The sequence below is a fragment of the Streptomyces sp. NC-S4 genome (assembly GCF_054353315.1).
This window is the reverse complement of record NZ_CM135937.1, coordinates 3,399,995-3,423,451: the sequence shown is the minus strand read 5'-3', so window position 1 is coordinate 3,423,451 and position 23,457 is coordinate 3,399,995. Positions and strand designations below refer to the sequence as shown.

The 23,457-nt window shown below is 71.6% G+C and carries 20 protein-coding genes and 1 tRNA gene; 13 read left to right on the top strand and 8 right to left on the bottom strand.

Annotated elements, in window-relative coordinates:
• The first annotated feature begins 448 nt into the window (after positions 1-448).
• Together ACXNSR_RS15035 and ACXNSR_RS15030 are read left to right on the top strand one after the other, a co-directional pair.
• Positions 449-778 (top strand): hypothetical protein, encoded by a 330-nt coding sequence (locus ACXNSR_RS15035; RefSeq protein WP_458642529.1) that lies wholly within the window; start codon positions 449-451, stop codon positions 776-778.
• Positions 775-1,251 (top strand): hypothetical protein, encoded by a 477-nt coding sequence (locus ACXNSR_RS15030; RefSeq protein ID WP_458642528.1) that lies wholly within the window; start codon positions 775-777, stop codon positions 1,249-1,251. Before ACXNSR_RS15035 ends, ACXNSR_RS15030 begins: the two co-directional genes overlap by 4 nt.
• 214 nt (positions 1,252-1,465) lie before the next feature.
• Here ACXNSR_RS15030 and ACXNSR_RS15025 read toward each other — a convergent pair.
• A tRNA-Cys gene (locus tag ACXNSR_RS15025) sits at positions 1,466-1,537 on the bottom strand.
• A 180-nt stretch (positions 1,538-1,717) separates the two neighbouring features.
• Here ACXNSR_RS15025 and ACXNSR_RS15020 point away from each other — a divergent pair.
• The 4 genes from ACXNSR_RS15020 to ACXNSR_RS15005 all read left to right on the top strand — a co-directional run bounded on the left by ACXNSR_RS15020 (position 1,718) and on the right by ACXNSR_RS15005 (position 5,821).
• A complete protein-coding gene (locus tag ACXNSR_RS15020; protein WP_458642527.1) occupies positions 1,718-3,205 on the top strand; it encodes an MFS transporter in 1,488 nt (495 codons plus the stop codon).
• 84 nt (positions 3,206-3,289) lie between these two features.
• Positions 3,290-3,490: a hypothetical protein gene (locus tag ACXNSR_RS15015; protein ID WP_458642526.1), complete on the top strand. Its 201-nt coding sequence runs from the start codon at positions 3,290-3,292 to the stop codon at positions 3,488-3,490.
• Positions 3,487-3,900, top strand: coding sequence for a type II toxin-antitoxin system death-on-curing family toxin (locus ACXNSR_RS15010; protein WP_458642525.1), 414 nt, complete (start codon positions 3,487-3,489; stop codon positions 3,898-3,900). The genes ACXNSR_RS15015 and ACXNSR_RS15010 overlap by 4 nt, the downstream gene beginning before the upstream one ends.
• Positions 3,901-4,036: 136 nt before the next feature.
• Positions 4,037-5,821 carry a DEAD/DEAH box helicase gene (locus tag ACXNSR_RS15005; protein WP_266595976.1) on the top strand — a complete coding sequence of 595 codons (1,785 nt, stop codon included), beginning with the start codon at positions 4,037-4,039 and terminating at the stop codon, positions 5,819-5,821.
• Positions 5,822-5,880: 59 nt separating this feature from the next.
• Here the strand turns inward: ACXNSR_RS15005 and ACXNSR_RS15000 are convergent, their stop codons facing one another.
• Positions 5,881-7,695: a hypothetical protein gene (locus ACXNSR_RS15000; RefSeq protein WP_458642524.1), complete on the bottom strand. Its 1,815-nt coding sequence runs from the start codon at positions 7,693-7,695 to the stop codon at positions 5,881-5,883.
• Positions 7,696-8,067: 372 nt separating this feature from the next.
• Between ACXNSR_RS15000 and ACXNSR_RS14995 the strand changes: the two genes are divergently transcribed.
• On the top strand, positions 8,068-8,709 hold the full coding sequence (locus ACXNSR_RS14995) for an IclR family transcriptional regulator (protein ID WP_007264382.1): 642 nt from the start codon (positions 8,068-8,070) through the stop codon (positions 8,707-8,709).
• A gap of 172 nt (positions 8,710-8,881) precedes the next feature.
• The gene (locus ACXNSR_RS14990; protein ID WP_458642523.1) at positions 8,882-9,679 is read left to right on the top strand and encodes a S16 family serine protease; all 798 of its coding nucleotides are present in this window, start codon (positions 8,882-8,884) and stop codon (positions 9,677-9,679) included.
• On the opposite strand, the gene ACXNSR_RS14985 is transcribed toward ACXNSR_RS14990, so the two are convergent.
• From ACXNSR_RS14985 to ACXNSR_RS14975, 3 genes are all read right to left on the bottom strand, one after another.
• Positions 9,609-10,919: an MFS transporter gene (locus ACXNSR_RS14985; RefSeq protein WP_458642522.1), complete on the bottom strand. Its 1,311-nt coding sequence runs from the start codon at positions 10,917-10,919 to the stop codon at positions 9,609-9,611. The genes ACXNSR_RS14990 and ACXNSR_RS14985 overlap by 71 nt on opposite strands.
• Before the next feature lie 572 nt (positions 10,920-11,491).
• Complete coding sequence (locus tag ACXNSR_RS14980; RefSeq protein WP_458642521.1) at positions 11,492-12,076, bottom strand: ArsR/SmtB family transcription factor; 585 nt, start codon at positions 12,074-12,076, stop codon at positions 11,492-11,494.
• A gap of 64 nt (positions 12,077-12,140) precedes the next feature.
• Entirely contained in the window at positions 12,141-12,620 is a 480-nt protein-coding gene (locus tag ACXNSR_RS14975; protein WP_189737417.1) for an Lrp/AsnC family transcriptional regulator, read from the bottom strand.
• Positions 12,621-12,761: 141 nt separating this feature from the next.
• On the opposite strand from ACXNSR_RS14975, the gene hppD reads away from it, so the two are divergent.
• A complete protein-coding gene (gene hppD, locus ACXNSR_RS14970; RefSeq protein WP_458642520.1) occupies positions 12,762-13,916 on the top strand; it encodes a 4-hydroxyphenylpyruvate dioxygenase in 1,155 nt (384 codons plus the stop codon).
• Positions 13,917-14,032: 116 nt separating this feature from the next.
• Here hppD and ACXNSR_RS14965 read toward each other — a convergent pair whose 3' ends face one another.
• The gene (locus ACXNSR_RS14965) at positions 14,033-15,526 is read right to left on the bottom strand and encodes a tetratricopeptide repeat protein (protein ID WP_458642519.1); all 1,494 of its coding nucleotides are present in this window, start codon (positions 15,524-15,526) and stop codon (positions 14,033-14,035) included.
• Positions 15,527-15,622: 96 nt separating this feature from the next.
• On the opposite strand from ACXNSR_RS14965, the gene ACXNSR_RS14960 reads away from it, so the two are divergent.
• Positions 15,623-17,005, top strand: coding sequence for an FAD-binding oxidoreductase (locus ACXNSR_RS14960; RefSeq protein ID WP_189737410.1), 1,383 nt, complete (start codon positions 15,623-15,625; stop codon positions 17,003-17,005).
• A gap of 59 nt (positions 17,006-17,064) precedes the next feature.
• On the opposite strand, the gene ACXNSR_RS14955 is transcribed toward ACXNSR_RS14960, so the two are convergent.
• Positions 17,065-17,544, bottom strand: a complete 480-nt coding sequence (locus ACXNSR_RS14955) for an SsgA family sporulation/cell division regulator (RefSeq protein WP_458642518.1) — start codon at positions 17,542-17,544, stop codon at positions 17,065-17,067.
• A 257-nt stretch (positions 17,545-17,801) separates the two neighbouring features.
• On the opposite strand from ACXNSR_RS14955, the gene ACXNSR_RS14950 reads away from it, so the two are divergent.
• Together ACXNSR_RS14950 and ACXNSR_RS14945 are read left to right on the top strand one after the other, a co-directional pair.
• Positions 17,802-19,307: an RDD family protein gene (locus tag ACXNSR_RS14950; protein WP_458642517.1), complete on the top strand. Its 1,506-nt coding sequence runs from the start codon at positions 17,802-17,804 to the stop codon at positions 19,305-19,307.
• A gap of 111 nt (positions 19,308-19,418) precedes the next feature.
• On the top strand, positions 19,419-20,174 hold the full coding sequence (locus ACXNSR_RS14945; protein ID WP_458642516.1) for an RDD family protein: 756 nt from the start codon (positions 19,419-19,421) through the stop codon (positions 20,172-20,174).
• Positions 20,175-20,258: 84 nt separating this feature from the next.
• Here the strand turns inward: ACXNSR_RS14945 and ACXNSR_RS14940 are convergent, their stop codons facing one another.
• On the bottom strand, positions 20,259-20,564 hold the full coding sequence (locus ACXNSR_RS14940) for a hypothetical protein (RefSeq protein ID WP_458642515.1): 306 nt from the start codon (positions 20,562-20,564) through the stop codon (positions 20,259-20,261).
• Positions 20,565-21,036: 472 nt separating this feature from the next.
• Between ACXNSR_RS14940 and ACXNSR_RS14935 the strand changes: the two genes are divergently transcribed.
• Complete coding sequence (locus ACXNSR_RS14935; protein WP_458643310.1) at positions 21,037-23,391, top strand: immune inhibitor A domain-containing protein; 2,355 nt, start codon at positions 21,037-21,039, stop codon at positions 23,389-23,391.
• Positions 23,392-23,457 lie beyond the last annotated feature (66 nt).

Sequence of the window (23,457 nt, the reverse complement as noted above, 5' to 3'; positions counted from 1 at the left end):
TCCAGGCGCCCCCTCAGCGGTTGATCGGAAACGCTTCCCTAGTTCTCGTACCAAGGCCTCCCCTCCGAGGCAGGTTTCTGGCTAGGCTTACGGCAGGTCAGGTCCAGGGGGGCGTATGGGCTTTCGTCGCAGGGTCGCTAGGTGGATCCCACGGAGCGGGACGCGAGCCTCGGCGTCGCCCTCCGTGGTGGGAGTTCGCCATGGTGCGGCAGCCTATGCTGCGCGTGAAAAGCGCCGCAGAGAGTTGATCGAGAGTGTTTATTCCCCTCCTCCGAAGCAGGGCCTAAGGACGAGCTGGGATGATCCGGCGTATCAGTCCTACGTACTCGAATTGACGCGAGCTGCTGGCGCAATCCGAGACCGCTTGCGTGACGCGCCTGAATGTTGCACTCCTGAAGGTCTCTGGCTGCTTCTGACTGAATTCCGCATCCTTCGAGATGGCGCAATCATGGCGGATGAGCGGGATGCGCTAGAGGTTCTCAGGGAGTTCATGGGACGCTTGCGCGGGCTGGCTACAGGTATCGACCAGCGTGCTTCGTCGGAGAATTTGATTCGGTCGATTCAGCACTCTCTCGCTGGCCTGCCGTGGGTGCGTTCGGCCGACTCTGACTTCGCCCGGGAGTTTGAGCGGGGGGGCGTGAAGGAGACGGCCTTGGTGGCCGAGCAGACGATGGAGCACACGCTTGCGCGTCTCTTCCTGCGTCTTGGGCCGCCTCCCGAGCCTTCGGGAATTAACTATGAACCAGCAGGTCGCGGTGGCGGAGGCGTGCAGCAGTGAGCGTTGAGAACAGTAGTACGGCTCCAGCGCCGAGGGAAGATGATCCACTGCTGTCCGCGGGCCTGGAAATCGCTATGAAGTGGGGGCAGGCGCTCGGAGGTCCGGAACAGCTTCAGATTGCCCTGGCGGCCCTTGAACCACAGCTGAAGCGCGAGCATCAGATCCGAACCAAGCAATTGGATATTCAAGTAAAGAAAGCTGAGCGGCAGGCGCGTGAGATGCGCGAGGCGAGAAACCATCATTTCCGCATGGCTAGCCTTATTGTTGGCGCAGTCTTGAGCATTTCCATGCTGGCGGGTGGAGTCTATGTAGCCAAGGATGCTTGGTGGCTTGCTTCTTTGCTCTGTGGTCCAAGTCTCATCTCCATGGCCGTCATCATTATCTTGCGGCGTCATGACAACGATGCGATGAAGGTTGTCGCTGACACTGCTAGGCGGGCGACGAACGCAGCTGCGCAGAACCAGCTTCCCTAAGGGGAGCCGGCACTCCCTCGGGAGTGTGCGGGGATCACCTTGAGGCGGCACGTTCGATCGGCGGGCCGCCGCGACCCCGCTCTACTGAGTCCGTCCAGTGGCTCGACTCCTGCACCCTCCGACGCGGTGAACTGAGACGAGAAGTGAGACGGGCCGAGGCGGGGCCGCACCCCAATGGGGGCGCGGCCGGTTGTTCTGCCTGGTCAAACGATAGAAGCCGTGACCGGAATCGAACCGGCGTAACTCGCTTTGCAGGCGAGTCCCTCAACCACTCGGGCACACGGCTGGGTGGTGGTGACGTCGACGACGCTACGGGGGCCCGCGGGGCCGCGGAAGGGAAGCGGGGACCGTGCAACGCGACTGCCATGCCGCGTTCACAGTGCGGCGGACCTAGGTCTGCGGGACGAGCACGAGATCCGTCGAATTGACAGGGACGATCCCGGGCTACGCCCCTTACTCTGGGGCGATGAGCGCCCTTGAACCCCGTGTGCCCCAGAGAACCGCACCGATCCCGCCCCCGCCCCGGGGCGGGGTTCTCGGGCCCGCGTACCGGACGCTCAGCATCGGGATCATCTCCGTCGTCTTCCTCATCGCCTTCGAGGCCACCGCCGTCGGCACGGCCATGCCCGTCGCCGCCCGCGAGCTGGAGGGGATCGGGCTCTACGCCTTCGCCTTCTCCGCCTACTTCACCACCAGCCTCTTCGGCATGGTCCTGTCCGGCCAGTGGGCCGACCGGCAGGGGCCGCTGCGGCCGCTGACCGTCGGGATCGCCGCCTTCGCCTCCGGGCTGGTGATCTCCGGGACCGCCGGGGTCATGTGGCTGTTCGTGCTCGGCCGGGCCGTGCAGGGCTTCGGCGGCGGGCTGGTCATCGTCGCCCTGTACGTCGTCGTCAGCCGGGCCTACGAGGAGCGGCTGCGGCCCGCGATCATGGCCGCCTTCGCCGCGAGCTGGGTGGTCCCCTCGATCGTCGGGCCGCTGGCCTCCGGGACGGTCACCGAGCACCTCGGGTGGCGCTGGGTCTTCCTCGGGATACCGGCGCTGGTGGTGGTGCCCCTGGTGGTGGCGCTCCCCGCGATACGGCGGACCGCGTCCGGGCCCGTCGATCCCGACGCCCCGCCCGCGGCCTTCGACCGGCGGCGGATCCGGCTGGCCCTCGGCATCTCACTGGGGGCGGGGCTGCTCCAGTACGCCGCCCAGGACCTGCGCTGGCTGTCGCTGGTGCCGGGCATCGCCGGCGCCGCCCTGCTCGTGCCGGCCGTGCTGGGACTGCTGCCGCGCGGGACCTACCTGGCACGGCGCGGGCTGCCGTCCGTGGTGCTGCTGCGCGGGGTCGCCGCCGGGTCGTTCATCGCGGCGGAGAGCTTCGTCCCGCTGATGCTGGTCACCCAGCGGGGGCTGAGCCCGACCATGGCCGGGTTCTCGCTCGCGCTGGGCGGGGTGACCTGGGCCGGCGGCTCGTGGGTGCAGTCGCAGGGGCGCACGGCGCCGTACCGGGAACGGCTGATGGTGATCGGGATGGTGCTGGTGGCGCTGGCCATCGCCGCGGCGCCCGCCGTGCTGATCCAGTCCGTGCCGGTGTGGACGCTGGCACTGGCCTGGGCGGTCGGCTGCCTCGGCATGGGCCTGGTGATCGGCTCCACGAGCGTGCTGCTGCTCCAGCTGTCGGCACCGGACGAGGCGGGGGCCAATTCCGCCGCGCTGCAGATCTCGGACGCGCTCGCCAACGTGGTGCTGCTGGCCGGCGGGGGCGCCGCCTTTGCCGCGCTGGGCGGTGGTGCGGTGGGCGCCGCGCACACTGTGACCGCCGGCGCGTCGGCCTCGCATCCGGCCGCCTTCGCCGTCGTGTTCCTGCCGATGGCCTGCGTGGCGCTGGTGGGGGCGTGGGTGGCGACCCGGCTGGATCCCGCCAAGGTTCCCGCCAAAGTTCCCGTCGAAGTCCCCGCCGGGGAGTGACCGCCGGGGAGTGACCGCCCGGGCCTGCCCGGCGACGGGTAATCCGGCTGCGTCCCGACCGGCGGCCCCACTACCGTTCCGCCCATGAACGAGCTGATCACCGGACTCTCCGACGCCGAGCGCGCGGAGTTCGCCGACCTCGCCGACGCGACGGGCCGGTCGCCCGGGGAACTCGCGCTGGACGCCGTACGGGCGCTGCTGCGGGCCGAGCGCGACCGGGTCGGGGCCGAGGCGCTGCGACTCGCGCGGCGGCACGCGCCCCTGCTGAAGCGGCTCGGCGAATGAGCGCGCCCACGGCCCCGGTGCGCCACCTCACGCTCGCCGAGGTCCTCGACCTGGCCCGGCACGCCTGCCTGGCCCAGGACCAGCCCGTCGAACTGCGCGCCCCCGGGCTCCTGGAATCGGCCGTGCACCGGCCCAGGGCGCGCATGTTCGGGACCCCCGCCTACGAGGACCCGTACGAGCAGGCCGCCGCGCTGCTCCACGGCATCGCGGCCAACCACCCCCTGGTGGACGGGAACAAGCGCACCGCCTGGCTCGCCGCGGCCACCTTCCTCGCCGTGAACGGGGCCGATCCGGGCGACGTGGACCAGGAAGCCGCGTACGCGCTGGTCATCGACGTGGCCGCCGGGCACGAGGGCGACACCGGGCGGATCGCCGCGCGGCTGCGGGCGCTGCTCGCCCCGCCGATGTGACGCTCGCCGCACCCGCCGAGGTCACGGGCCTGTCCCTCCGCGAGGGGCGGGCCCGGGCCGGTAGGGTGGCCCGGTTGTCCTACGTACGACTGCCTGCCACCCGTACCAGATACGCCGAGAGCACGAACCGGAGACCGTGACTACTACCGCCTCCCACCATCTCTCACCCGCCTTCCCCGGCCGTGCCCCCTGGGGTACCGCCAACAAGCTGCGTGCCTGGCAGCAGGGGGCGCTCGACCGCTACATCCAGAACCAGCCGCGGGACTTCCTCGCGGTCGCCACGCCCGGCGCCGGCAAGACCACCTTCGCGCTGACCCTCGCCTCCTGGCTGCTGCACCACCACGTCGTCCAGCAGGTGACCGTCGTCGCGCCGACCGAGCACCTGAAGAAGCAGTGGGCGGAGGCGGCGGCCCGGATAGGCATCCGGCTCGACCCCGAGTACTCCGCCGGACCGCTCAGCAAGGACTACCACGGCGTCGCCGTCACCTACGCCGGTGTCGGCGTGCGGCCGATGCTGCACCGCAACCGCTGCGAGCAGCGCAAGACCCTCGTCATCCTCGACGAGATCCACCACGCCGGTGACTCGAAGTCCTGGGGCGAGGCCTGCCTGGAGGCCTTCGACCCGGCGACCCGGCGCCTGGCCCTGACCGGAACGCCCTTCCGGTCCGACACGAACCCGATCCCCTTCGTCACGTACGAGGAGGGCAACGACGGGATCCGGCGGTCCTCCGCCGACTACACCTACGGCTACGGCAACGCGCTCGGCGACGGCGTCGTCCGGCCGGTCATCTTCCTCTCCTACAGCGGCAACATGCGCTGGCGGACCAAGGCCGGCGACGAGATCGCCGCCCGGCTCGGCGAGCCGATGACCAAGGACGCCATCTCCCAGGCCTGGCGCACGGCGCTGGACCCGCGCGGCGACTGGATGCCGAACGTGCTGCGCGCCGCCGACCAGCGGCTGACCGAGGTCAGGAAGGGCATCCCGGACGCCGGCGGCCTCGTCATCGCCTCCGACCAGGACTCGGCGCGCGCCTACGCCAAGCTGCTGCGGGAGATCACCGGCAGCAAGGCGACCGTGGTGCTCTCCGACGACACCGGCGCGTCGAAGCGGATCGACGAGTTCAGTGAGGACGGCAGCCGCTGGATGGTCGCCGTCCGCATGGTGTCCGAGGGCGTCGACGTACCGCGCCTCGCGGTGGGCGTCTACGCCACCACCATCTCGACGCCGCTGTTCTTCGCGCAGGCCGTCGGCCGCTTCGTGCGTTCGCGCAGGCGCGGCGAGACCGCGTCCGTGTTCCTGCCGACCATCCCCTACCTCCTCGGCTTCGCCAACGAGATGGAGGTCGAGCGCGACCACGTCCTCGACAAGCCGAAGAAGCAGGGCGAGGAGGATCCGTACGCCGAGTCCGAGAAGGAGATGGACGAGGCGAACAAGCAGGAGGACGAGGACACCGGCGAGGACGAGCAGATGTCCTTCGAGGCGCTGGAGTCCGACGCGGTCTTCGACCGGGTCCTCTACGACGGCGCCGAGTTCGGCATGCAGGCGCACCCGGGCAGCGAGGAGGAGCAGGACTACCTCGGCATCCCCGGGCTGCTGGAGCCGGACCAGGTGCAGATGCTGCTGCAGAAGCGGCAGTCGCGGCAGATCGCGCACAGCCGCCGCAAGCCGGACGCGGACGCGGACCTGCTGGAGCTGCCGGCGGACCGGCGGCCCGTGGTCTCGCACAAGGAGCTGCTGGAGCTGCGCAAGTCGCTCAACACGATGGTGGGCGCCTACGTCCACCAGAGCGGGAAGCCGCACGGGGTGATCCACACGGAGCTGCGCCGGGTGTGCGGCGGGCCGCCGAGCGCGGAGGCGACCGCGGGGCAGCTGCGCGAGCGCATCAAGAAGGTGCAGGAGTGGGCCACCCGCATGCGGTGAGTTCGTACGTAGTTCGGGACGGGGTCCGTGCGGAGGTTCGCACGGACCCCGTCCGGCGTCTACGCGGTCGGGCGGCGACGGCGGCCGGTGCCGGCGGCCAGGGCCGCGCCCATGGCGAGCGCCACGCCGGCGCCGCCGAGGGCCCAGCTGGTGGCCGCGTCGGAGCCGGTCTCGGCCAGTCGGCCACCGGTGGTGTTGGTGGTGGTGCGGTCGACGACCGGCGTGGTGGTGGTGCCGCCGTCGGGCTTCGGCTGGTTGCCGGTGCCGCCCCCGGTACCACTGCCGGTCCCGGTCCCGGTGCCGGTGCCCGTCCCGGTTCCGCCGCCGTTGTCGGCGGTGAGGATCGTGGTGGTGTGGGCGCCCGTGGAGGACCAGATGAACGGGCCCGACTCCTGCTCCTTGTAGCCGGAGGCCCCGATGTTGAAGCCGCCGGCCGGGGTGCTCTTGTCGAAGCGCAGACGGAGCTTCACGACGGCCTTGTCGCCCGCGGCGATGGACTGGAGGCCGACATCGCCGCCCATGGTGTCCTCGCTGCCGCCGATCTCGATGTCGAACCAGCCCTCCTTGCCGTGCTCGTCCTCGCCGAATGCCTGGAGGCGGATCTGGGACGGGTCCACCCACGGGCCCTGGCCGAAGCCGCGGCCCATGTGGAACGACACGAGGTAGTCCTCGATGTCGGGCAGGCCGGCGTTGTCGAGCGTGAGCTGGAGCTCCTGCCAGTCCGCACCCGCCTTGAAGCCCCCGGCCGGGATGCCGGCCAGGGTCATCTTCGGACCGTCGATGTCCACCGGCGCGGTCGCGGCCACGACGGTGGAGCGGTAGCTCACCGTCTTGGAGACCAGGCCGCCGTGGCGCGGGTTGCCCTGGCCGGAGACGTCCAGCTTGAGGTCCCCGGCGGGGACGTCCGCCGTGAACTTGACCCGGATGACCAGGTCGCGCTTCTCGCCCGCCTCGTACTCGCCGCCGAAGTCGAAGATCCGCAGCTTGCCGTTCTCCCCGGTGACCTCGACCGGGTGCCAGAAGGCCTCGCCGTCCACGGTCGTGGCGTAGTACTCGACGACGACCTGATCGGCGCGGAGCGAGGTGTTCTCGGAGACGAGGTCGACCCCGACGTAGTACTCGCCCGTGCCGGGGCGCGCCGAGTTGTCCACCTTCAGCGTGAGCTCGTTGCCGACGTCGTCCCCGGCCCTGAAGCCCTCGCGGGGCAGGCCGTGCAGGCTGAGGACCGGGGCCTTGGACACGACCTGCTCGCCCGCCCGGGTGATCTTCGACTGGCGGGAGAAGGGCTTGGAGTCGACCGAGGTGTGGTTGGTGCCGGTGGCCGTGATCGTCAGGGCCGTGGCGGGAGCGTCGGCCGAGGCGCGTGCGCGCACCGGGAGGGTCTTGGTCCCGTTCTCGCCGACGGTGACGCCGGACAGCAGGTCGAAGACCGGAGCGTCCAGGCCCGGCATCCGCCGGGCCTGGGCCCAGCCGTTCCCGGTGTGGTACTCGAGCTCGATGTGCTCGCCGGACAGTTTGACGTCGGTGCCCGCGAAGGACAGGCCGAGGTCGAAGCCCTCCACGGCCTTGTTGCCGCGGTTGTTCAGGGACACGTTGAACTGGGACCAGTCGCCGCCCGCGGCGAAGGCCGTCGGCTGACTGAAGATCGACAGTTCCGGCCCGGCCTGGGCCTGGGCGGCGGTCTTCGCGGCGGTCTTCGCGGAGGCCTCGGTCCCGGCCGGGACCCGGTCGTCGGCCCCGTCGCCCTTGGGCTCCGCGTCCGGGGTGGTGACCGCGGGATTGCGGACCTCATCGGCCATCGCGGGAGTGGCCATCAGGACCGTCGGTCCGACCACCGCGGCGGCGGCCGCGACGGCGATGCGCTTGAGCTTCATGGGTGGTGCTTCCCCCTCCGGACCCCAGGTGCGCGTGGGCGCATCCCCCCTGGAGCCGATCACAGTCGTTTTGAACATGCTCAGAGTAATGGGTTGGTAAAGGCGTCCTGTGGCAAACGAGGTCACGAATTGACACCGAGGTCGATCAGGAAACGGCATAAACAGGTAGCGCGCGCCCGGATTCTGGACGAGCCCTTCCGCTGAGCGGACCCGCTCGCTAATGTCCCCGCATCAAACGCACCGTGGCAGCGCCGCCGCGGGAGCGCAGCCGGTGCAATGGCCGCTACCGGCGGCCTCTCCGTGCGTCGCCGCGGGACCGGCGACGTGCCACCCCGAGAGTCACCGCCGCTCACCGAAAGAGGGAGAGGCGTCGTGACCGCGGAAACCTCCCAGACTCTCGACAGAGGGCTCAGAGTCCTCAAACTGCTCGCCGACACCGACCACGGTCTGACCGTCACCGAGCTCTCCAACCGGCTCGGTGTGAACCGCACCGTGGTCTACCGGCTCCTCGCCACCCTCGAACAGCACGCCCTGGTCCGCCGTGACCTCGGCGGCCGGGCCCGGGTCGGTCTCGGAGTGCTGCGGCTGGGCCGACAGGTCCACCCGCTCGTGCGCGAGGCCGCCCTGCCCGCGCTGCGCTCCCTCGCCGAGGACATAGGTGCCACCGCGCACCTGACCCTCGTCGACGGCACGGAGGCGCTCGCCGTCGCCGTCGTCGAGCCGACCTGGACCGACTACCACGTGGCCTACCGGGCCGGCTTCCGCCACCCGCTGGACCGCGGGGCCGCCGGGCGGGCCATCCTGGCGGCCCGTCAGGGCTCCCTGATCGAGCCGGGGTACACACTGACCCACGGAGAGCTGGAAGCGGGCGCCAGCGGCGCCGCCGCGCCGCTCGTGGGCATCACCGGGCTGGAAGGCAGCGTCGGCGTCGTCATGCTGGCGGACGCCGTGCCGGAGCGGGTCGGGCCGCGGGTGGTCGACGCGGCGCGCGAGGTGGCCGACGCCCTTCGCTAGGCCGCGGGCTCGGCGGTTGCCCGTCGGTGCCGCTGCGTTGCCGGGTGCGGCGCCGTTGCGGGGGCGCTGCCCCCGGGCCCCCGCGCCTCAATCGCCGGCGGGGCTGAATATGCCCGGCGGGCTGGAACGGTGCGGCGGGGTCGGGGTGGGAAGGGCCGGATAGATTGGGCGGGTGCTCTCACGCCTCACACGTCTGCCGCGTCCCGCCGCCCTGGCCGTCTGCGCCGTGCCCGTGCTCGGGCTGTTCGCCGCCGCGGCCTTCGCGCCGCTGCCCTTCGTGGTCGCCATTCCCGGGCTCACGGCCGACGTCCTGGGCTCCGACCAGGGCAAGCCGGTCATCACCGTGACCGGTGCCCCGGTCCGGGACACCAAGGGCGAACTGCGGATGACCACCATCCGGGCCACCGGCCCGTCCTCGACGATGAAGCTGCACGAACTCATCGGCCACTGGTTCAAGACCGACCAGGCGGTCATGCCCAGGGAAGCCGTCTACTCCTCGGGCGGGAGCGACGAGGAGATCGAGAAGCACAACCTGGAGGAGATGACCAAGTCGCAGTCGGCCGCCACCGACGCGGCCCTCGGCTTCCTCCACAAGGACCCCAAGGACGTGAAGGTCGACCTCAACCTCGCCGACGTCGGCGGCCCGAGCGCCGGGCTCCTCTTCTCCCTCGGCATCGTCGACAAGCTCGACGGCGACGGCAGCGGAGGCGACCTCACCGGCGGCCGCAGCGTCGCCGGTACGGGCACCATCACCGCCGACGGCGAGGTCGGCGCGGTCGGCGGGGTGGCCCTGAAGACCCAGGCCGCGCGGCGCGACGGGGCGAGCGTGTTCCTCGTACCGAAGGCCGAGTGCGCGGACGCCCTGTCGGAACTCCCCGAAGGGCTGCGACTGGTCCCCGTCACCTCGCTGACGGATGCGGTGAACTCTCTTCGCGCGCTGAACCGGGGAGAGCCGGCTCCGTCCTGCTGACGGCCGGGGCCCGGTCCAGTCCGCGCCACGCCGGGAAGACCATCGGGGAGAGCGTCGTCAGCAGGTACGTGCCGCCGAACAGCAGCAGCGCGGTGGTGACCCCGAACCCGTCGACCAGCAGACCCGCCGCGAGCCCGCCCAGCGGCATGGTCAGCTCGCAGCCCGCCGTGGCCACGCCCGAGACGCGGCTGCGCAGCTCCTCCGGCACCTGCTCGTACATGACCGTGGTCAGGATCGGGTTGAGCATGCCCGCGCCCAGGCCGGCCAGGGCCATCGTCACCGTGAGCGGCAGCGTCGTGTCGGTGAGGGCGGCCACCACGTACCGGGTCGCCCCGGAGAGCAGGAAGGCCGCCGTGAACACCGCGCGGCGCGGGAAGCGCTCGCCCCACATCCCGTAGAGCAGGGCGCCCAGCAGGGCGAAGCCGCCGAAGAGGGAGATCGCCAGGCCGATCGAGGCGGCGCCGCCGAGGGCCTCCCGGCCGTGCACCGGCAGCAGGACCGAGGACCAGCCCTGGTCCAGCCCGTTGGTCATCATGACCATCACCGTGACGCCCAGCAGCAGCCGGGTACGGGTCATGAAGGCCCAGCCCTCGGCGAGCTCGGCGCGGTAGGCCTTGAGGGACACCTTCCCGGCGGCGCGCTGCGGCTCGGCGGCCGGCACCCCGCGCAGGAACGCGGCGACCAGCAGCGCCGACACCCCGAAGGTCGCCGCGTCCAGCAGCAGCACGGTCTCGGCGCCGAACGCCGCGATGAGCAGTCCGGCCACCGCGGCCCCGATCATCCGGGCGCCGCGCGAGACCGCGTCGTAGAGGCCGGCGGCCCGGGTGATGGTGGTGCCGGCGTGCTCGGCGAGATTGGGCAGCAGCACGGCGCGGGCGGTCAGGCCCGGGGTGTGCACCAGGCCGCCGACGGCCATCAGCGTGCACAGCATCCAGAACTCCAGCACGCCCGTGTAGTGCAGCAGCGGGATCGCGCCGACCGACAGGCCGCTGATCAGGTCGGAGGCGACGGAGACCCGGCGGCGGCCGATCCGGTCGATGACCGGTCCGCCGATCAGGGCGGCCACGATGACGGGCAGGGTGGCGCAGAAGGCGACGACCCCGGCCCGTCCGGCGCTGCCGGTGGTCTGCAGCACGAAGAGCGGGACGCCGATGAGGGTGAGTGAACTCCCGGCGATGGAGATGGTGTTGGCGGCCAGTACGCCGATCAGGGGGCGCCTGTCGGGGGATAAGGCGTGCACGGTGTACTCCTCGGATGGCTGGTTCGTGTTGCGGCCGTCTGTTCTGTGGGCTGTGCTTCTGGTGCGGGCCGTGTGCCGGGGCGCTGCCCCGGACCCCGCGCCTCAATCGCCGGCGGGGCTGGATGGTGCGGGCTTGTCGGCGGGGGTCGGGGCGGGGGGCCGGGGCGGGGTGTCTCCTCGGCTCGCGCGGTTCGGTTTGTCTCGGTTGTGCTCGGTGGTGCGCGCTCGTCCTGCGGGGACACCCCGCCCCGTCCCCCCCGCCCCTCAGCCGCACACGCCCACGGGGAAGACGGCCGGGTTCCCCCGCCCGGCGGCGCAGGCTCTCCGGGAAGGGGGCGGGCCGTCGCTGTCGAAGCTCTGCCGTGGGGCGGGGACACGCGGGAGGGTCCCCGCAGGACGAGGCGCGACCATGGCCGTCTGGCCGAGACAGGGCCGCGCGCGCCGAGCCGAGGAGACCCTCGTGCGGGGCCCCGCCCCACCCCTCCAAGCCCCGCCGGCGTTTGAGGCGCAGCCCCGGCGGGGGCCGCCCGCACCACCAACCGCCGAGCCGCCCGCAGGGCACCCCGCAGGGGTCACGGTTCGCGGGGGAACGCGTGCGTGTGGAGGCGGACCGGCTTCGTGTCCTGCGTGGCCGGCAGGTCGCGGTAGCTGTTGATCAGGTCGTGCATCTTGTGGATCAGCTCGTGGCTCTGCGCCGGGGTCAGATGCAGGGTGAAGTCGCTCAGGTCCGCGCCGCGCCGCCACTCCGTCGGCCAGTTGTGGGCGTTGCCGAGCCAGGTGCTCAGCTCCTGCGTGTGGATCGTCGCGATCTCGTGCAGGAAGAGGTCCGCCGCGCCGCGCACGGCCGGGTCCTCGTCGAGCGTCAGGGTCTCGTCGAACGCCGTGCCGTCGTACACGGCCCGCCACCAGCGTTCGCGGCCCTTGCCGTGCTCGGGCGCGTCCTCGACGAACCCGTGGGCCGCGAGCTGGCGCAGGTGGTAGCTGGTGGCGCCGCTCGACTCCCCGAACCGGTCCGCCAGCCGGGAGGCGGTCGCGGGGCCGTCGTGGCGCAGCGCGCCCAGCAGTCGGATGCGCAGGGGGTGGGCGAGGCCGCGCAGTGAACGGGCGTCGAGTGTGCGGACGTTGGGCTCCGCAGGTGCTACCGGCTTCTCGGGCATGGCTCGACGATAGGGTTGCAAAGAACTCTATGCAAGGGTTTCTTTGCAACTCCTTCCCGGGGCCTCAGGCCCGGGTGTCGTCCTCCGCCGCCTGCTCCACCAGCGGGATGATCCGCAGCGGTACGGGGTTCTCCATCACGATCGCCGTCGAGGCCCGCACGATGCCCTCGAAGCCGACGACGCGGTCGATCACCCGCTGGAGGTCGGCGTTGGACCGGGCCACCAGCCGGCACAGCATGTCCCCGTGCCCGGTGGTGGTGTGCAGCTCCAGCACCTCCGGGACGCCGTCGAGGTGCGCCCGTACGTCGGCTCCCTGCCCCTGCTTGATCTCCAGCGTCGCGAACGCGGTCACCGGATACCCCAGGGCGGTCGGGTCGACCTGCGGGCCGAACCCGCGGATGACCCCGTTCGACTGGAGCCGGTCCAGCCGCGCCTGCACGGTCCCGCGGGCCACGCCGAGGCGCCGCGAGGCCTCCAGGACCCCGATCCGCGGCTCACGGGCGAGCAGGACGATGAGCCGGCCGTCGAGTTCGTCGATGCCCATGGACGTCTCCCAGTGCCCACGTGTGTGCGTGGGTAGTCATAGTGCACAGATGTTTCAGCCATCCTGCCGCGAGACTGGTCAGGTTGTACAGGCAAATAGGAAACTATTGCGCAGCTTGTGGATCGGCGGGACTCTGCGCTCATGACTGAGTCCCTGGCGAACCTCGAAACCACCCCGCACACCGCGCGTGAGGCCGACCCCTTCCCGGTGAAGGGCATGGACGCGGTCGTCTTCGCCGTCGGCAACGCCAAGCAGGCCGCGCACTACTACTCGACCGCCTTCGGCATGAAGCTCGTGGCCTACTCCGGACCGGAGACCGGCTCCCGCGAGACGGCCAGCTACGTCCTGACCAACGGCTCCGCGCGCTTCGTGCTGACCTCGGTCATCAAGGCGACGACCGACCACGGCCGCTTCCTCGCCGAGCACGTCACCGAGCACGGCGACGGCGTGATCGACCTCGCGATCGAGGTCCCGGACGTCCGCGCGGCGTACGCGTACGCCGTCGAGCAGGGCGCCCGCGGGCTGGACGAGCCGTACGAGGTCAAGGACGAGAACGGCACGGTCGTGCTGGCCGCGATCGCCACCTACGGCCAGACCCGTCACACGCTGGTCGAGCGCGGCGGCTACACCGGCCCCTACCTGCCGGGCTACGTGGCCGTCGACCCGATGGTCGAGCCCCCGGCCAAGCGCACCTTCCAGGCCATCGACCACTGCGTCGGCAACGTCGAGCTCGGCCGGATGAACGAGTGGGTCGCGTTCTACAACAAGGTCATGGGCTTCACGAACATGAAGGAGTTCGTGGGCGACGACATCGCGACCGAGTACTCGGCGCTGATGTCCAAGGTGGTCGCGGACGGCACCAAGAAGGTCAAGTTCCCGATCAACGAGCCGGCGATCGCGAAGAAGAAGTCGCAGATCGACGAGTACCTGGAGTTCTACAACGGCCCCGGTGTCCAGCACATCGCGCTGGCCTCGAACGACATCGTCTCGACGGTCCGCTCGATGCGCGCGGCGGGCGTCCAGTTCCTGTCCGTCCCGGACACGTACTACGACACCCTCGGCGAGTGGGTCGGCGACACCCGCGTGCCGATCGACGAGCTGCGCGAGCTGAAGATCCTGGCCGACCGCGACGAGGACGGCTACCTGCTGCAGATCTTCACCAAGCCGGTGCAGGACCGCCCGACGGTCTTCTTCGAGATCATCGAGCGGCACGGCTCGATGGGCTTCGGCAAGGGCAACTTCAAGGCCCTGTTCGAGGCGATCGAGCGCGAGCAGGACAAGCGCGGCAACCTCTAGCCTCCGGCTCGGCCCGCAGGTTCGCAGCACGGCCCGAGGGGGGCCCGGCGCCGCACCCGTTCCCGGGTGCGGCGCCCTCGTGTTCGCGCAGGCCGCGCCCCCTCCGTTCAGCGCCGTCAGCGCCCCGTCGGCTTCGGGGCCGGCGTCGGCGAGGGCTTCGCCGCCTTCGGGAGTTCCGGTTCCACCCACGGAGCCGTGGGCCGGATGTTCTCCGGGCCCCCCGGCGGCGGCTGCGCGATCGACGCCAGGGCCTCCTTCGCCACCGGCCCGCGCAGCGGCGAGAAGTGCGGGTTCGTCCGCATCGCCTCCTGGAAGTGGCGGCGGGCCGCCTCCTCGTCACCGAGGCCGCGTTCGATCATCGCCCGGTGGAAGGCGAAGTCGGCGCTGCGCAGCCCCGGTTCCGTGGCCTTCTTCGCGTACTCCAGCGCCGCCGCGTCCTCGCCGGTCTGGTGCAGCGCCCACCCCAGCGCGTCCGCGACCTGCACGCTCTTGTGCCGCGACCACTCCTGCGACAGGCGTCGCACCGCCGCCGTCGCATCGCCGTGGTCCGCCTCGTACAGGCCGAGGAGCACGACGTCGTCGACCCCGTTCCTGCTGTCCCGGGCCACCATCGTGGTCAGCGCCTCGTACTGGACGCGCGCCTCCGGTCCCCGCCCCAGCGCGTCCAGCAGCTCGCCGAGCTCCCGCGCCAGCTGCGGCACCGCCGACCGGCCCAGCGCCAGCCGGTAGTCCCGTACCGCCTCCCCGCTGCGCCCCAGGGCGGCCAGCGCGCGGGCCCGGCCGCCGAGGGCCTCCGCCAGCGCCGGATCCGTCCGCAGCGCGCCCTCGTAATGCCGCAGCGCCTCGGCCGCGTCCCCCCGCTCCCAGGACAGCTCCCCGAGGCGGAACAGCGCGTACGCCTTCTCCGCCGGGGCCTTGGCCGCGCCCGCCGCGTGTTCCATCGCCACCACCGCGTCCTCGCGCCAGCCGCGGTCCCGGTAGACCTGCGAGGCCCTGACGTACGCGACCAGGCCCGGCCGCATGTCCAGCAGCAGCTCCATCGCCTTCTGCGCGGCCTTGTAGTCGCCGAGCCCGGCGTACGCGTCCACCAGCACCGGGTACGCCGTCCACCGCTTGGGCGCCTGCGCCCGTACGAGCTCGCCCCACTTGCGGGCCGTCCCGAAGTCCCGCCGGGCATTGGCCAGCGCGCCCATGCCCGTCATCGCGTCGAAGTTGCCCTTCTCGGCCGGGCGGACCTCCAGCGAGCGCTTCAGGGCCTTCTCCGCCTTCGGGAACCAGCCGGAATCGGCCGTCCGCCGCGCCTGTTCGAGGTACGCGGAGCCGAGCACGGTCCACGAGGCGTCATCGTCCGGATGCGCCGCGAGCCACTTCTCCCGGTCCGCCACCAGCGCCGTCAGGTCCACCATCGCCGCGGGCGCGCCCATGCCCACCGCCGACGCGGCCCGCTCGCCCGGTTCCGGCGGACGGGCGTCGTCAGCGGTCCGGGCGGGCCGGATCAGCAGGGCCCCGGCGATCAGAACCACGGCGACCGCGGCCGCCACGAGCGTCTTGCGGCCGGTGAAGGTCACGGGCGGCGCCGGCGTCTGCGATTCCTCGTCGATACGGTCCATGGGGTCACTGTGCGTCAATATGAAGAGCTCGCCGAGGTGTCCGAAGGGGAGCGCGGCCGTGTTCACACCGATGGCCCCGGCTGCCACGCTGGTCCCATGGATGACGATCTCTTCGCACGTCTGCGGGCCCGCCTGCTCGAAGGGCTCCCCGCCGAGGCCCTGCTCACCGATCCCCAGGTGACCACCTCCTACGCCACCGACATGGCCAGCTTCTGCGCCGCCGGCACCCCGGCCGCCGTCGTCCTGCCCCGGACCGTGGAACAGGTCCAGCACGTCCTGCGCACCGCCACGGCCCTACGGATCCCCGTGGTCCCCCAGGGGGCCCGGACGGGCCTGTCGGGCGGCGCCAACGCCTCCGACGGCTGCATCGTGCTCTCGCTCGTCAAGATGGACCGGATCCTGGAGATCAGCGCCGTCGACCGGATCGCCGTGGTCGAGCCGGGCGTGGTCAACGCCGTGCTCTCACGGGCCGTCGCCGAACAGGGCCTGTACTACCCGCCCGATCCCTCCAGCTGGGAGCAGTGCACCATCGGCGGGAACATCGGTACCGCCTCGGGCGGCCTGTGCTGCGTCAAGTACGGGGTCACCGCCGAGTACGTGCTCGGCCTCGACGTGGTCCTGGCCGACGGGCGGCTGCTGCGCACGGGCCGGCGTACCGCCAAGGGCGTGGCGGGCTACGACCTCACCCGGCTCTTCGTGGGCTCCGAGGGCAGCCTGGGCGTGGTCGTCCAGGCCGTGCTCGCCCTGCGGCCGGCGCCGCCGCGGCAGCTGGCGCTGGCCGCCGAGTTCCCCTCCGTCGCCGCCGCCTGCGAGGCCGTCTGCGCCGTCATGGAGGCGGGCCTGACGCCCTCGCTGCTGGAGCTGATGGACCGGACGACCGTCCGGGCCGTCAACGCCCTCGGGAAGATGGGGCTGCCCGAGGCCACGGAGGCCCTGCTGCTGGCCGCCTTCGACACCCCGCACGCCCCCGAGGACCTCGCGGCCGTGGGGGAGCTGTGCACGGCCGCGGGGGCCACCGCCGTCGTCCCCGCCGAGGATCAGGCGGAGTCCGAACTGCTGCTCCAGGCCCGCCGGATGTCCTTCCCCGCACTGGAGGCGCTGCGGCCGGCGACGATGATCGACGACGTGTGCGTACCGCGCTCGCGGCTCGGCGAGATGCTGGACGGTACGGCCGCCATCGCCCGCGCCCAGGACCTGCTCATCGGGGTCTGCGCGCACGCCGGGGACGGCAACACCCACCCGATCGTCTGCTTCGACCCCGCGGACGAGGACGAGACGCGGCGGGCCCGCGAATCCTTCGGCGAGATCATGGCGCTCGGGCTCTCCCTGGGCGGGACCATCACCGGTGAACACGGGGTCGGTGTGCTCAAGAAGGAGTGGCTGGCCCGCGAACTCGGCCCGGTGGGGCTGGAGATGCAGCGGGCCGTCAAGCAGGCCTTCGACCCGCTCGGGCTGCTCAATCCCGGCAAGCTCTTCTGACGCCGCCCGCCGGGTGCGGCCTCGGCCGACGGGTCCGGCGGGCGTGCGGTCGCCCGCCATCACAGGTCCCCGTCCGCCGACTCGTCCGACGGCCACGGGTCGCGCAGCCACGGGTCGTCGGCCGGGGTCGGGGTGAGCAGCTCGGCCAGCGCGTCGTCGAGGCCGAGGCGCTCGGTCTCGGTGCCGGGTGGAACGACGCGCAGCGTGCGCTCCAGCCAGGCCGACACGGAGCCCGCCGGGGCCTCCAGGACGGCGTCGCCGTCGGGGGAGGTGAGCGCCATGCAGAGCACGGCCTTGTTGTCGACCTTCGTGGGCCAGATCCGGACGTCGCCGTGGCCACAGGGGCGGAACACCCCTTCGACGAGCAGCTCGCGGGCGAACGTCCAGTTGACAGGGGTGTTCGAGCCGATGTGGAAGGTGATGTGGACGGCGTACGGGTCGTGCGTGAGGTAGAGGAGCCGGGCGGGGACGGGGATGCTGCGCTCGGGGGACAGGACCAGCTTCAGTTCCAGCTCACGCTCGATGACGGGGTGGTGCATGACGGCCTCACTTCGGTTCGGTGCGCGGGGCCGGACGGTGCCCCACGCCCGGAGAGAGCGGCAGTGTGCCCGGGTATGACGCGACTTCGGGCGGCGAACCGGAGATTGGCCGATTTCTTTCGGCTGACCGAAAACCGTCGTGCAGGGTGACGTTCGCTCGTTTGCTTGGATTCTCCCGTTACCGGACCTGTCGGGGGGAGGTTCTTGGCTATGGTCCTCCCTTGCACAAGCCTCAAGCCACGATCGGAGTTGGGGACATGACGGCCTCCCCTGGTGACGGCGAGCACGCGGCCCGCGAGGGCTACTACCCGGATCCGTCCATCCCGGGGTACATCCGCTACTGGAACGGAGCGGCCTGGGTTCCCGGTACGAGCCGCCCTGCCCCGCAGCCGGCACCCGCCGCGCAGGCCGCCCCCGTCGGCGCGCCCGCCCCCGTCACCGCCGCTCCCGTCGCCCCCGTGCCACCCGCCGCCCGCGGCGGGCACCGTCCGCGCGCGGACGAGACGGGGCCGGTGTTCCTCGACGAGACCTCCATGACCGAGGCGCTGCCGGAGCCGGCCCCCGCCCCCGCGCCGGCCCCCGTGCACGCCCTCGCTCCCGAGCCCGTGGTGTGGCAGGCCGATCCCGTGCACCAGGCCGGCTTCGGCGGGCCCCGCGACCACCGGGTGTCGTGGGGCAGCACGCCGGATCCGGACCCCGCCGCACAGCCCAAACCAGAACCCGAACCGGAACCCGAGCCGGAACCGGAACCGTCCCCGCGGCCGGCGGGCATCTCCCTGGCCCGTACGGCGCCCGCGAGACCGCCCGAGCAGGCCTCCGAAGGGATCCTCTCGGCACGCTCCCAGGCGGCCCCGGCCGCCCCGGCTCCCGCTCCGGCCGCGGCCGTTCCGGCCCCGGCGTGGCCCGACGCCCCCGGGGCGGGCGGCGCCGGCGGGTCCGGGCTCACCTCCTCCTGGCCCGAGGCGGTCGTCGATCCGCCCGCGCCGACCCCGGCGCCCGCGCCGACCCCCGCCCCCGCACCCGTACCCGCGCCTTCCCGGCCGCGCCCCGCGGCCACGGACGCCGACCGGCCCGAGGTGTGGGCGCCGCGCCCCGCCGGAGTGCGCCCGAAGATCACGGCCCGGCCCGACGCACCGGCCCCGGCGGAGCCCCGGGCCGAGGTCCAGCCGCAGCCCCAGCCCCAGCCGCAGGGCCGGGAGCCGCGCGGGCCCGAGGCGGACCGCCCGGTCGGCTCCGCCCCCCGCCCCGCGGCGGCCCGTACGCCCCGCGAGGTGTTCGAACGGATGGCCGAGCGGGCCGTGCGCCCCGCCGGGCTGCCGCGCCGGGCCGTGGCCCGCGCGCTGGACACCCTCGTGTACGCCGCCGTCGCGGTGGCCGTGGCGCGGCCCCTCCTCCCCGAGGCCACCGCCCACGTCGAGGCCAAGGTGGACGCCGCCCGGGCGAGCGGGCGCACCACCACCGTCTGGCTCCTCGACGGGACCATCACCGGCCTCCTGGGCCTGGTCCTCGGCGCGGTCCTCCTCTTCGGGATCCTCTACGAGGTGCTGCCCACCGCCCGTTGGGGCCGCACCCCGGGCAAGAAGCTGCTGGGCGTGCGGGTCCTGGCCACCGCCACCCTGCGCCCGCCCGCCTTCGGCGCGGCCCTGGGCCGCTGGCTGATGTACGTCTTCCTCGGCCTCCCGGGCAGCCTTTGGTGCCTCGTGGACCGCCCGCGCCGACAGGCCTGGCACGACAAGGCGGTCAGGACGTACGTGGCCCGCTGAGCACGCCGGGACGGTCCGGGAGCGCGCCGGGGACCGGGCCCGGCCCCGCCCCTGCCCCCGAATGGACGCGGTCCCGTTGCGGGGGTGTCGGAGCCGGGTTCGACTCGGGCCATGAGTACCGACCAGCCGCCGGGCCAGCCGCCCGAGGACGACCCGTTCCTCAAGAAGCCCCAGGAACCGACGCCTCCGTCGGGCGGTTCGCCGTACGACTCGCCGCCCCCCGGCAGCGGTGGTCCGCCGCCCCCGCCCGGGCCTCCGCCCGGAGGCCCGCCCGGCGGCCCGGGCGGCGGCGGGGGATACCCGCCCCCGCCGCCCCCGTACGGAGGCGGCGGCGGGGACCCGTACGGCGGGAGCGGCGGCTACGGCATGCCCGACCCCCTCGCCGGGATGCCCCCGCTCGCCGACTTCGGCAAGCGGCTCCTCGCGCGCATCATCGACGTCGTGATCATCGCGATCCCGCTGGCCCTCATCCAGCTGGCCTTCGGTACGAGCCGCTACCGGTTCGACGCGGACCAGGGCGAGGACATCAGCGAGGTCGTCGGCAAGTCCTACAGCGGCAGCGGCCTGATCATGACCCTGATCTCGATCGTCGCGTACGTCGGCTACGACTGGTGGTTCACCAAGAAGAACGGCCAGACGGTCGGCAAGAAGGCGATGCGCCTGCGCGTCGCGATGCTCAACGACGGGAGCGTGCCGAACTCCAACGCCTCCCTGACGCGCGCCGCCGTGCTCTGGCTGCCGACCCTGATCTGCTGCGCCTGCCTGTGGCCGATCGCGCTGGTCGTCTCGATCCTGGCCGACAAGCCGTACAAGCAGGGCCTGCACGACAAGGTCGCCAAGACCGTGGTGGTCCAGGCCACCGGCTAGGCCCAGTTCTGAGACACGACGCATCGCGACGCGGGCGGCCGTCCCTCCGGGGACGGCCGCCCGCGCCGTGTCGGGCGTCAACCGTCAGTGGTGTACGGGGTGTTCGGCCGCAGCCGGCCGGGACTCGGGCGCCGGGGAGGCCCCTGTTGCCCCCTCCCGGGCCGCGGTGGCCCCGGCGGTCTCGGCGGATCCCGTACGCGCCGCGTGGCGGCCACGGCGCCGGGGGATGGGCACGGTGAGCGCGACGAGGAGACCCAGGGCGAGCGCGGCGGCGGAGATGACCGCGACTCCGAGCCCGGTGCTCGTCTGCGAGAGCAGCAGCATGGCGATCGTCGACACGACGACCGTGGCGGACCCGTACGCGAGCTGTGCGGCAGTCGGACGCGGCATGGCGATATCCGTCCTCGGTGAGGGGAGGGGGAGTCGGCTCAACCAGTTCGCGCGTCAAGTGACTCTATGACGGGAGATGCCCGAGTCGGACCGCCGGTAAGCGTGACCTAACACACGGTGCCGGAGCACGGGGGGCGCACGGGATCATTTTCCGGGCGACGGCAGGGGGAGAAAGGGGGACGGGACGGACCACTCGCGGGGTCGGGAAGGGCCCTTCGCCCCGTATGGCTGTGGAACGTCCGGATAGCGGAACTCCCTGCCCGCATAGTGCAGTTGTAAGGGTCAAGTCAAGGTCTGTCTTTTCTTGCTTCCCTCCGGTCAAATGTCGTCACTTGAGACGCGCGCCGCGCGGAACCCCCCGCTCCTATGGAGAAGTTCCGACCAACGTTGCGGCCGCGGGAGGGGAACACATCAAGTGACCAGCAATTCCGCCAGACGGCGTGCGATACGCGCTGCCGCCGTCACCGTGACCATGGCCGCTTGTGCGACAAGCGCCACCTTCTTCACCGTCACCGCGGCTCAGGCCGAGGGCAAGGCTCCGGCCGCCCCGGCGGCCGACCGGCAGGACCCGACCGCGCCGTCCAAGGTCGTCGAGCACGACCTCAAGGGCCCCTTCAGCGACCAGCAGGCCAAGCAGCGCGCGGCCGCCCTGGACCAGGTCCTGACCGGCAAGAAGGGCGTCGAGCAGCGCGGCGCCTCCAAGGTCGTCAAGCTGGACGACAAGAAGTACGTCGAGCTCGGCCGCGAGAAGACCGACAAGATCTTCACGATCCTCGTCGAGTTCGGCGACCAGGTCGACAACACCACCATGTTCGACCCGGACGGCCCGGGCCCCAAGCCCGAGGTCCCCAAGTACGGCGGTACCCCCGGTCCGCTGCACAACCAGATCGCCCAGCCGGACCGTGCCAAGGACAACAGCACCGCCTGGCGCAAGGACTTCAGCCGTCAGTACTTCCAGGACCTGTACTTCGCCACGGGTCAGGGCAAGGACTCGCTGAAGACCTACTACGAGAAGACCTCCTCGGGCCGCTACTCGGTCGAGGGTGAGGTCGCCGACTGGGTCAAGGTCCCGTACAACGAGGGCCGTTACGGCTCCAACTACTGCGGCCAGACCAACTGCTCCAACGTGTGGGACACCGTCAAGGACGGCGTCACCGCATGGTCGGAGGCCCAGAAGAAGGCCGGCAAGACCGACGCCCAGATCAAGGCGCAGCTGTCCCAGTACGACCAGTGGGACCGCTACGACTTCGACAACGACGGCAACTTCAACGAGCCCGACGGCTACATCGACCACTTCCAGATCGTCCACGCGGGCGAGGACGAGTCGGCCGGTGGCGGCGTGCAGGGCACGACCGCGCTGTGGGCGCACCGCTGGTACGCCTACGGCACCGCGGCGGGCAAGACCGGCCCGGACAACAACAAGGCCGGCGGCACCCAGATCGGCAACACCGGCATCTGGGTCGGCGACTACACGATGCAGCCCGAGAACGGCGGCCTCGGTGTCTTCGCGCACGAGTACGGTCACGACCTCGGTCTGCCGGACCTCTACGACACCACCGGTGGCGGCGACAACAGCGTCGGCTTCTGGTCCCTGATGTCGGCCGGTTCCTGGCTCGGCAAGGGCAAGGACTCCATCGGCGACACCCCGGGCGACATGACCGCCTGGGACAAGCTCCAGCTGGGCTGGCTGAACTACGACACGGCCAAGGCCGCGACGAAGTCCACCCACAAGCTGGGCGTGTCGGCGTTCAACACCAAGGACAAGCAGGCGCTGGTCGTCGAGCTGCCGAAGAAGCAGGTCAAGACCGAGGTCGTCAAGCCGGCCGAGGGCTCCACCCAGTGGTGGAGCAACATGGGTGACGACCTCAAGAACACCCTGACCCGCTCGGTCGACCTGACCGGCAAGAAGTCCGCCGCCCTGTCCCTCAAGGGCTGGTGGGACATCGAGGCCGACTACGACTACCTCTACACCGAGGTGTCCACGGACGGCGGCGCCACCTGGACCGCTCTGGCCGGCACCGCCGACGGCACGGCCCTCCCGGCCGACGCCTCCGGCAGCCCGTCGCTCACCGGTGTCTCGGGTGCCTGGAAGAACCTGAACTTCCCGCTCGACGCCTACGCGGGCAAGAAGGTCGACCTGCGCTTCCGCTACCAGACGGACGGCGGCGCGGGCGGCAAGGGCTTCACGGCCGACGCCATCACCCTGACCGCGGACGGCTCCGCGCTGTTCACCGACGGCGCCGAGAACGGCGACAACGGCTGGACCGGCAAGGGCTTCTCGCGCATCGGCGCCGACTTCTCCAAGGAGTACGCGCAGCGCTACATCGCCGAGAACCGCCGCTACGTCTCGTACGACTCCACCCTCAAGGTGGGCCCGTACAACTTCGGCTTCGGCAACACCAAGCCGGACTGGGTCGAGCACTACCCGTACCAGGACGGTCTGCTCATCTGGCAGTGGGACACCAGCCAGAAGGACAACAACACCAGCGTCCACCCGGGCCAGGGCCTGATCCTGCCGATCGACGCCAACGCCAAGCCCATGAAGTGGGCGGACGGCACCCTGCTCCGCAACAAGATCCAGCCGTACGACGCCACCTTCAGCGCGTACTCGACGGATGCGATCACCCTGCACAAGAACGGCGAGGAGCTCTTCCTCAAGCCGAAGCCCGCGAACCTGGTCTTCGACGACCACAAGGGCAAGTACTACTACGACGAGAACCCGACCGGATCGGTGAAGGTCACTGACACCAACACCAAGATCAAGATCCTGAAGGAGACCTACGACGGTGAGGTCATGACCATCGAGGTCGGCCCCTCCTCGAAGTAACTCGGTAAAACCGCAGGTCAAAGCATGATCGGCCGTCGCCCTCTAGCGGGCGGCGGCCGATCGCGT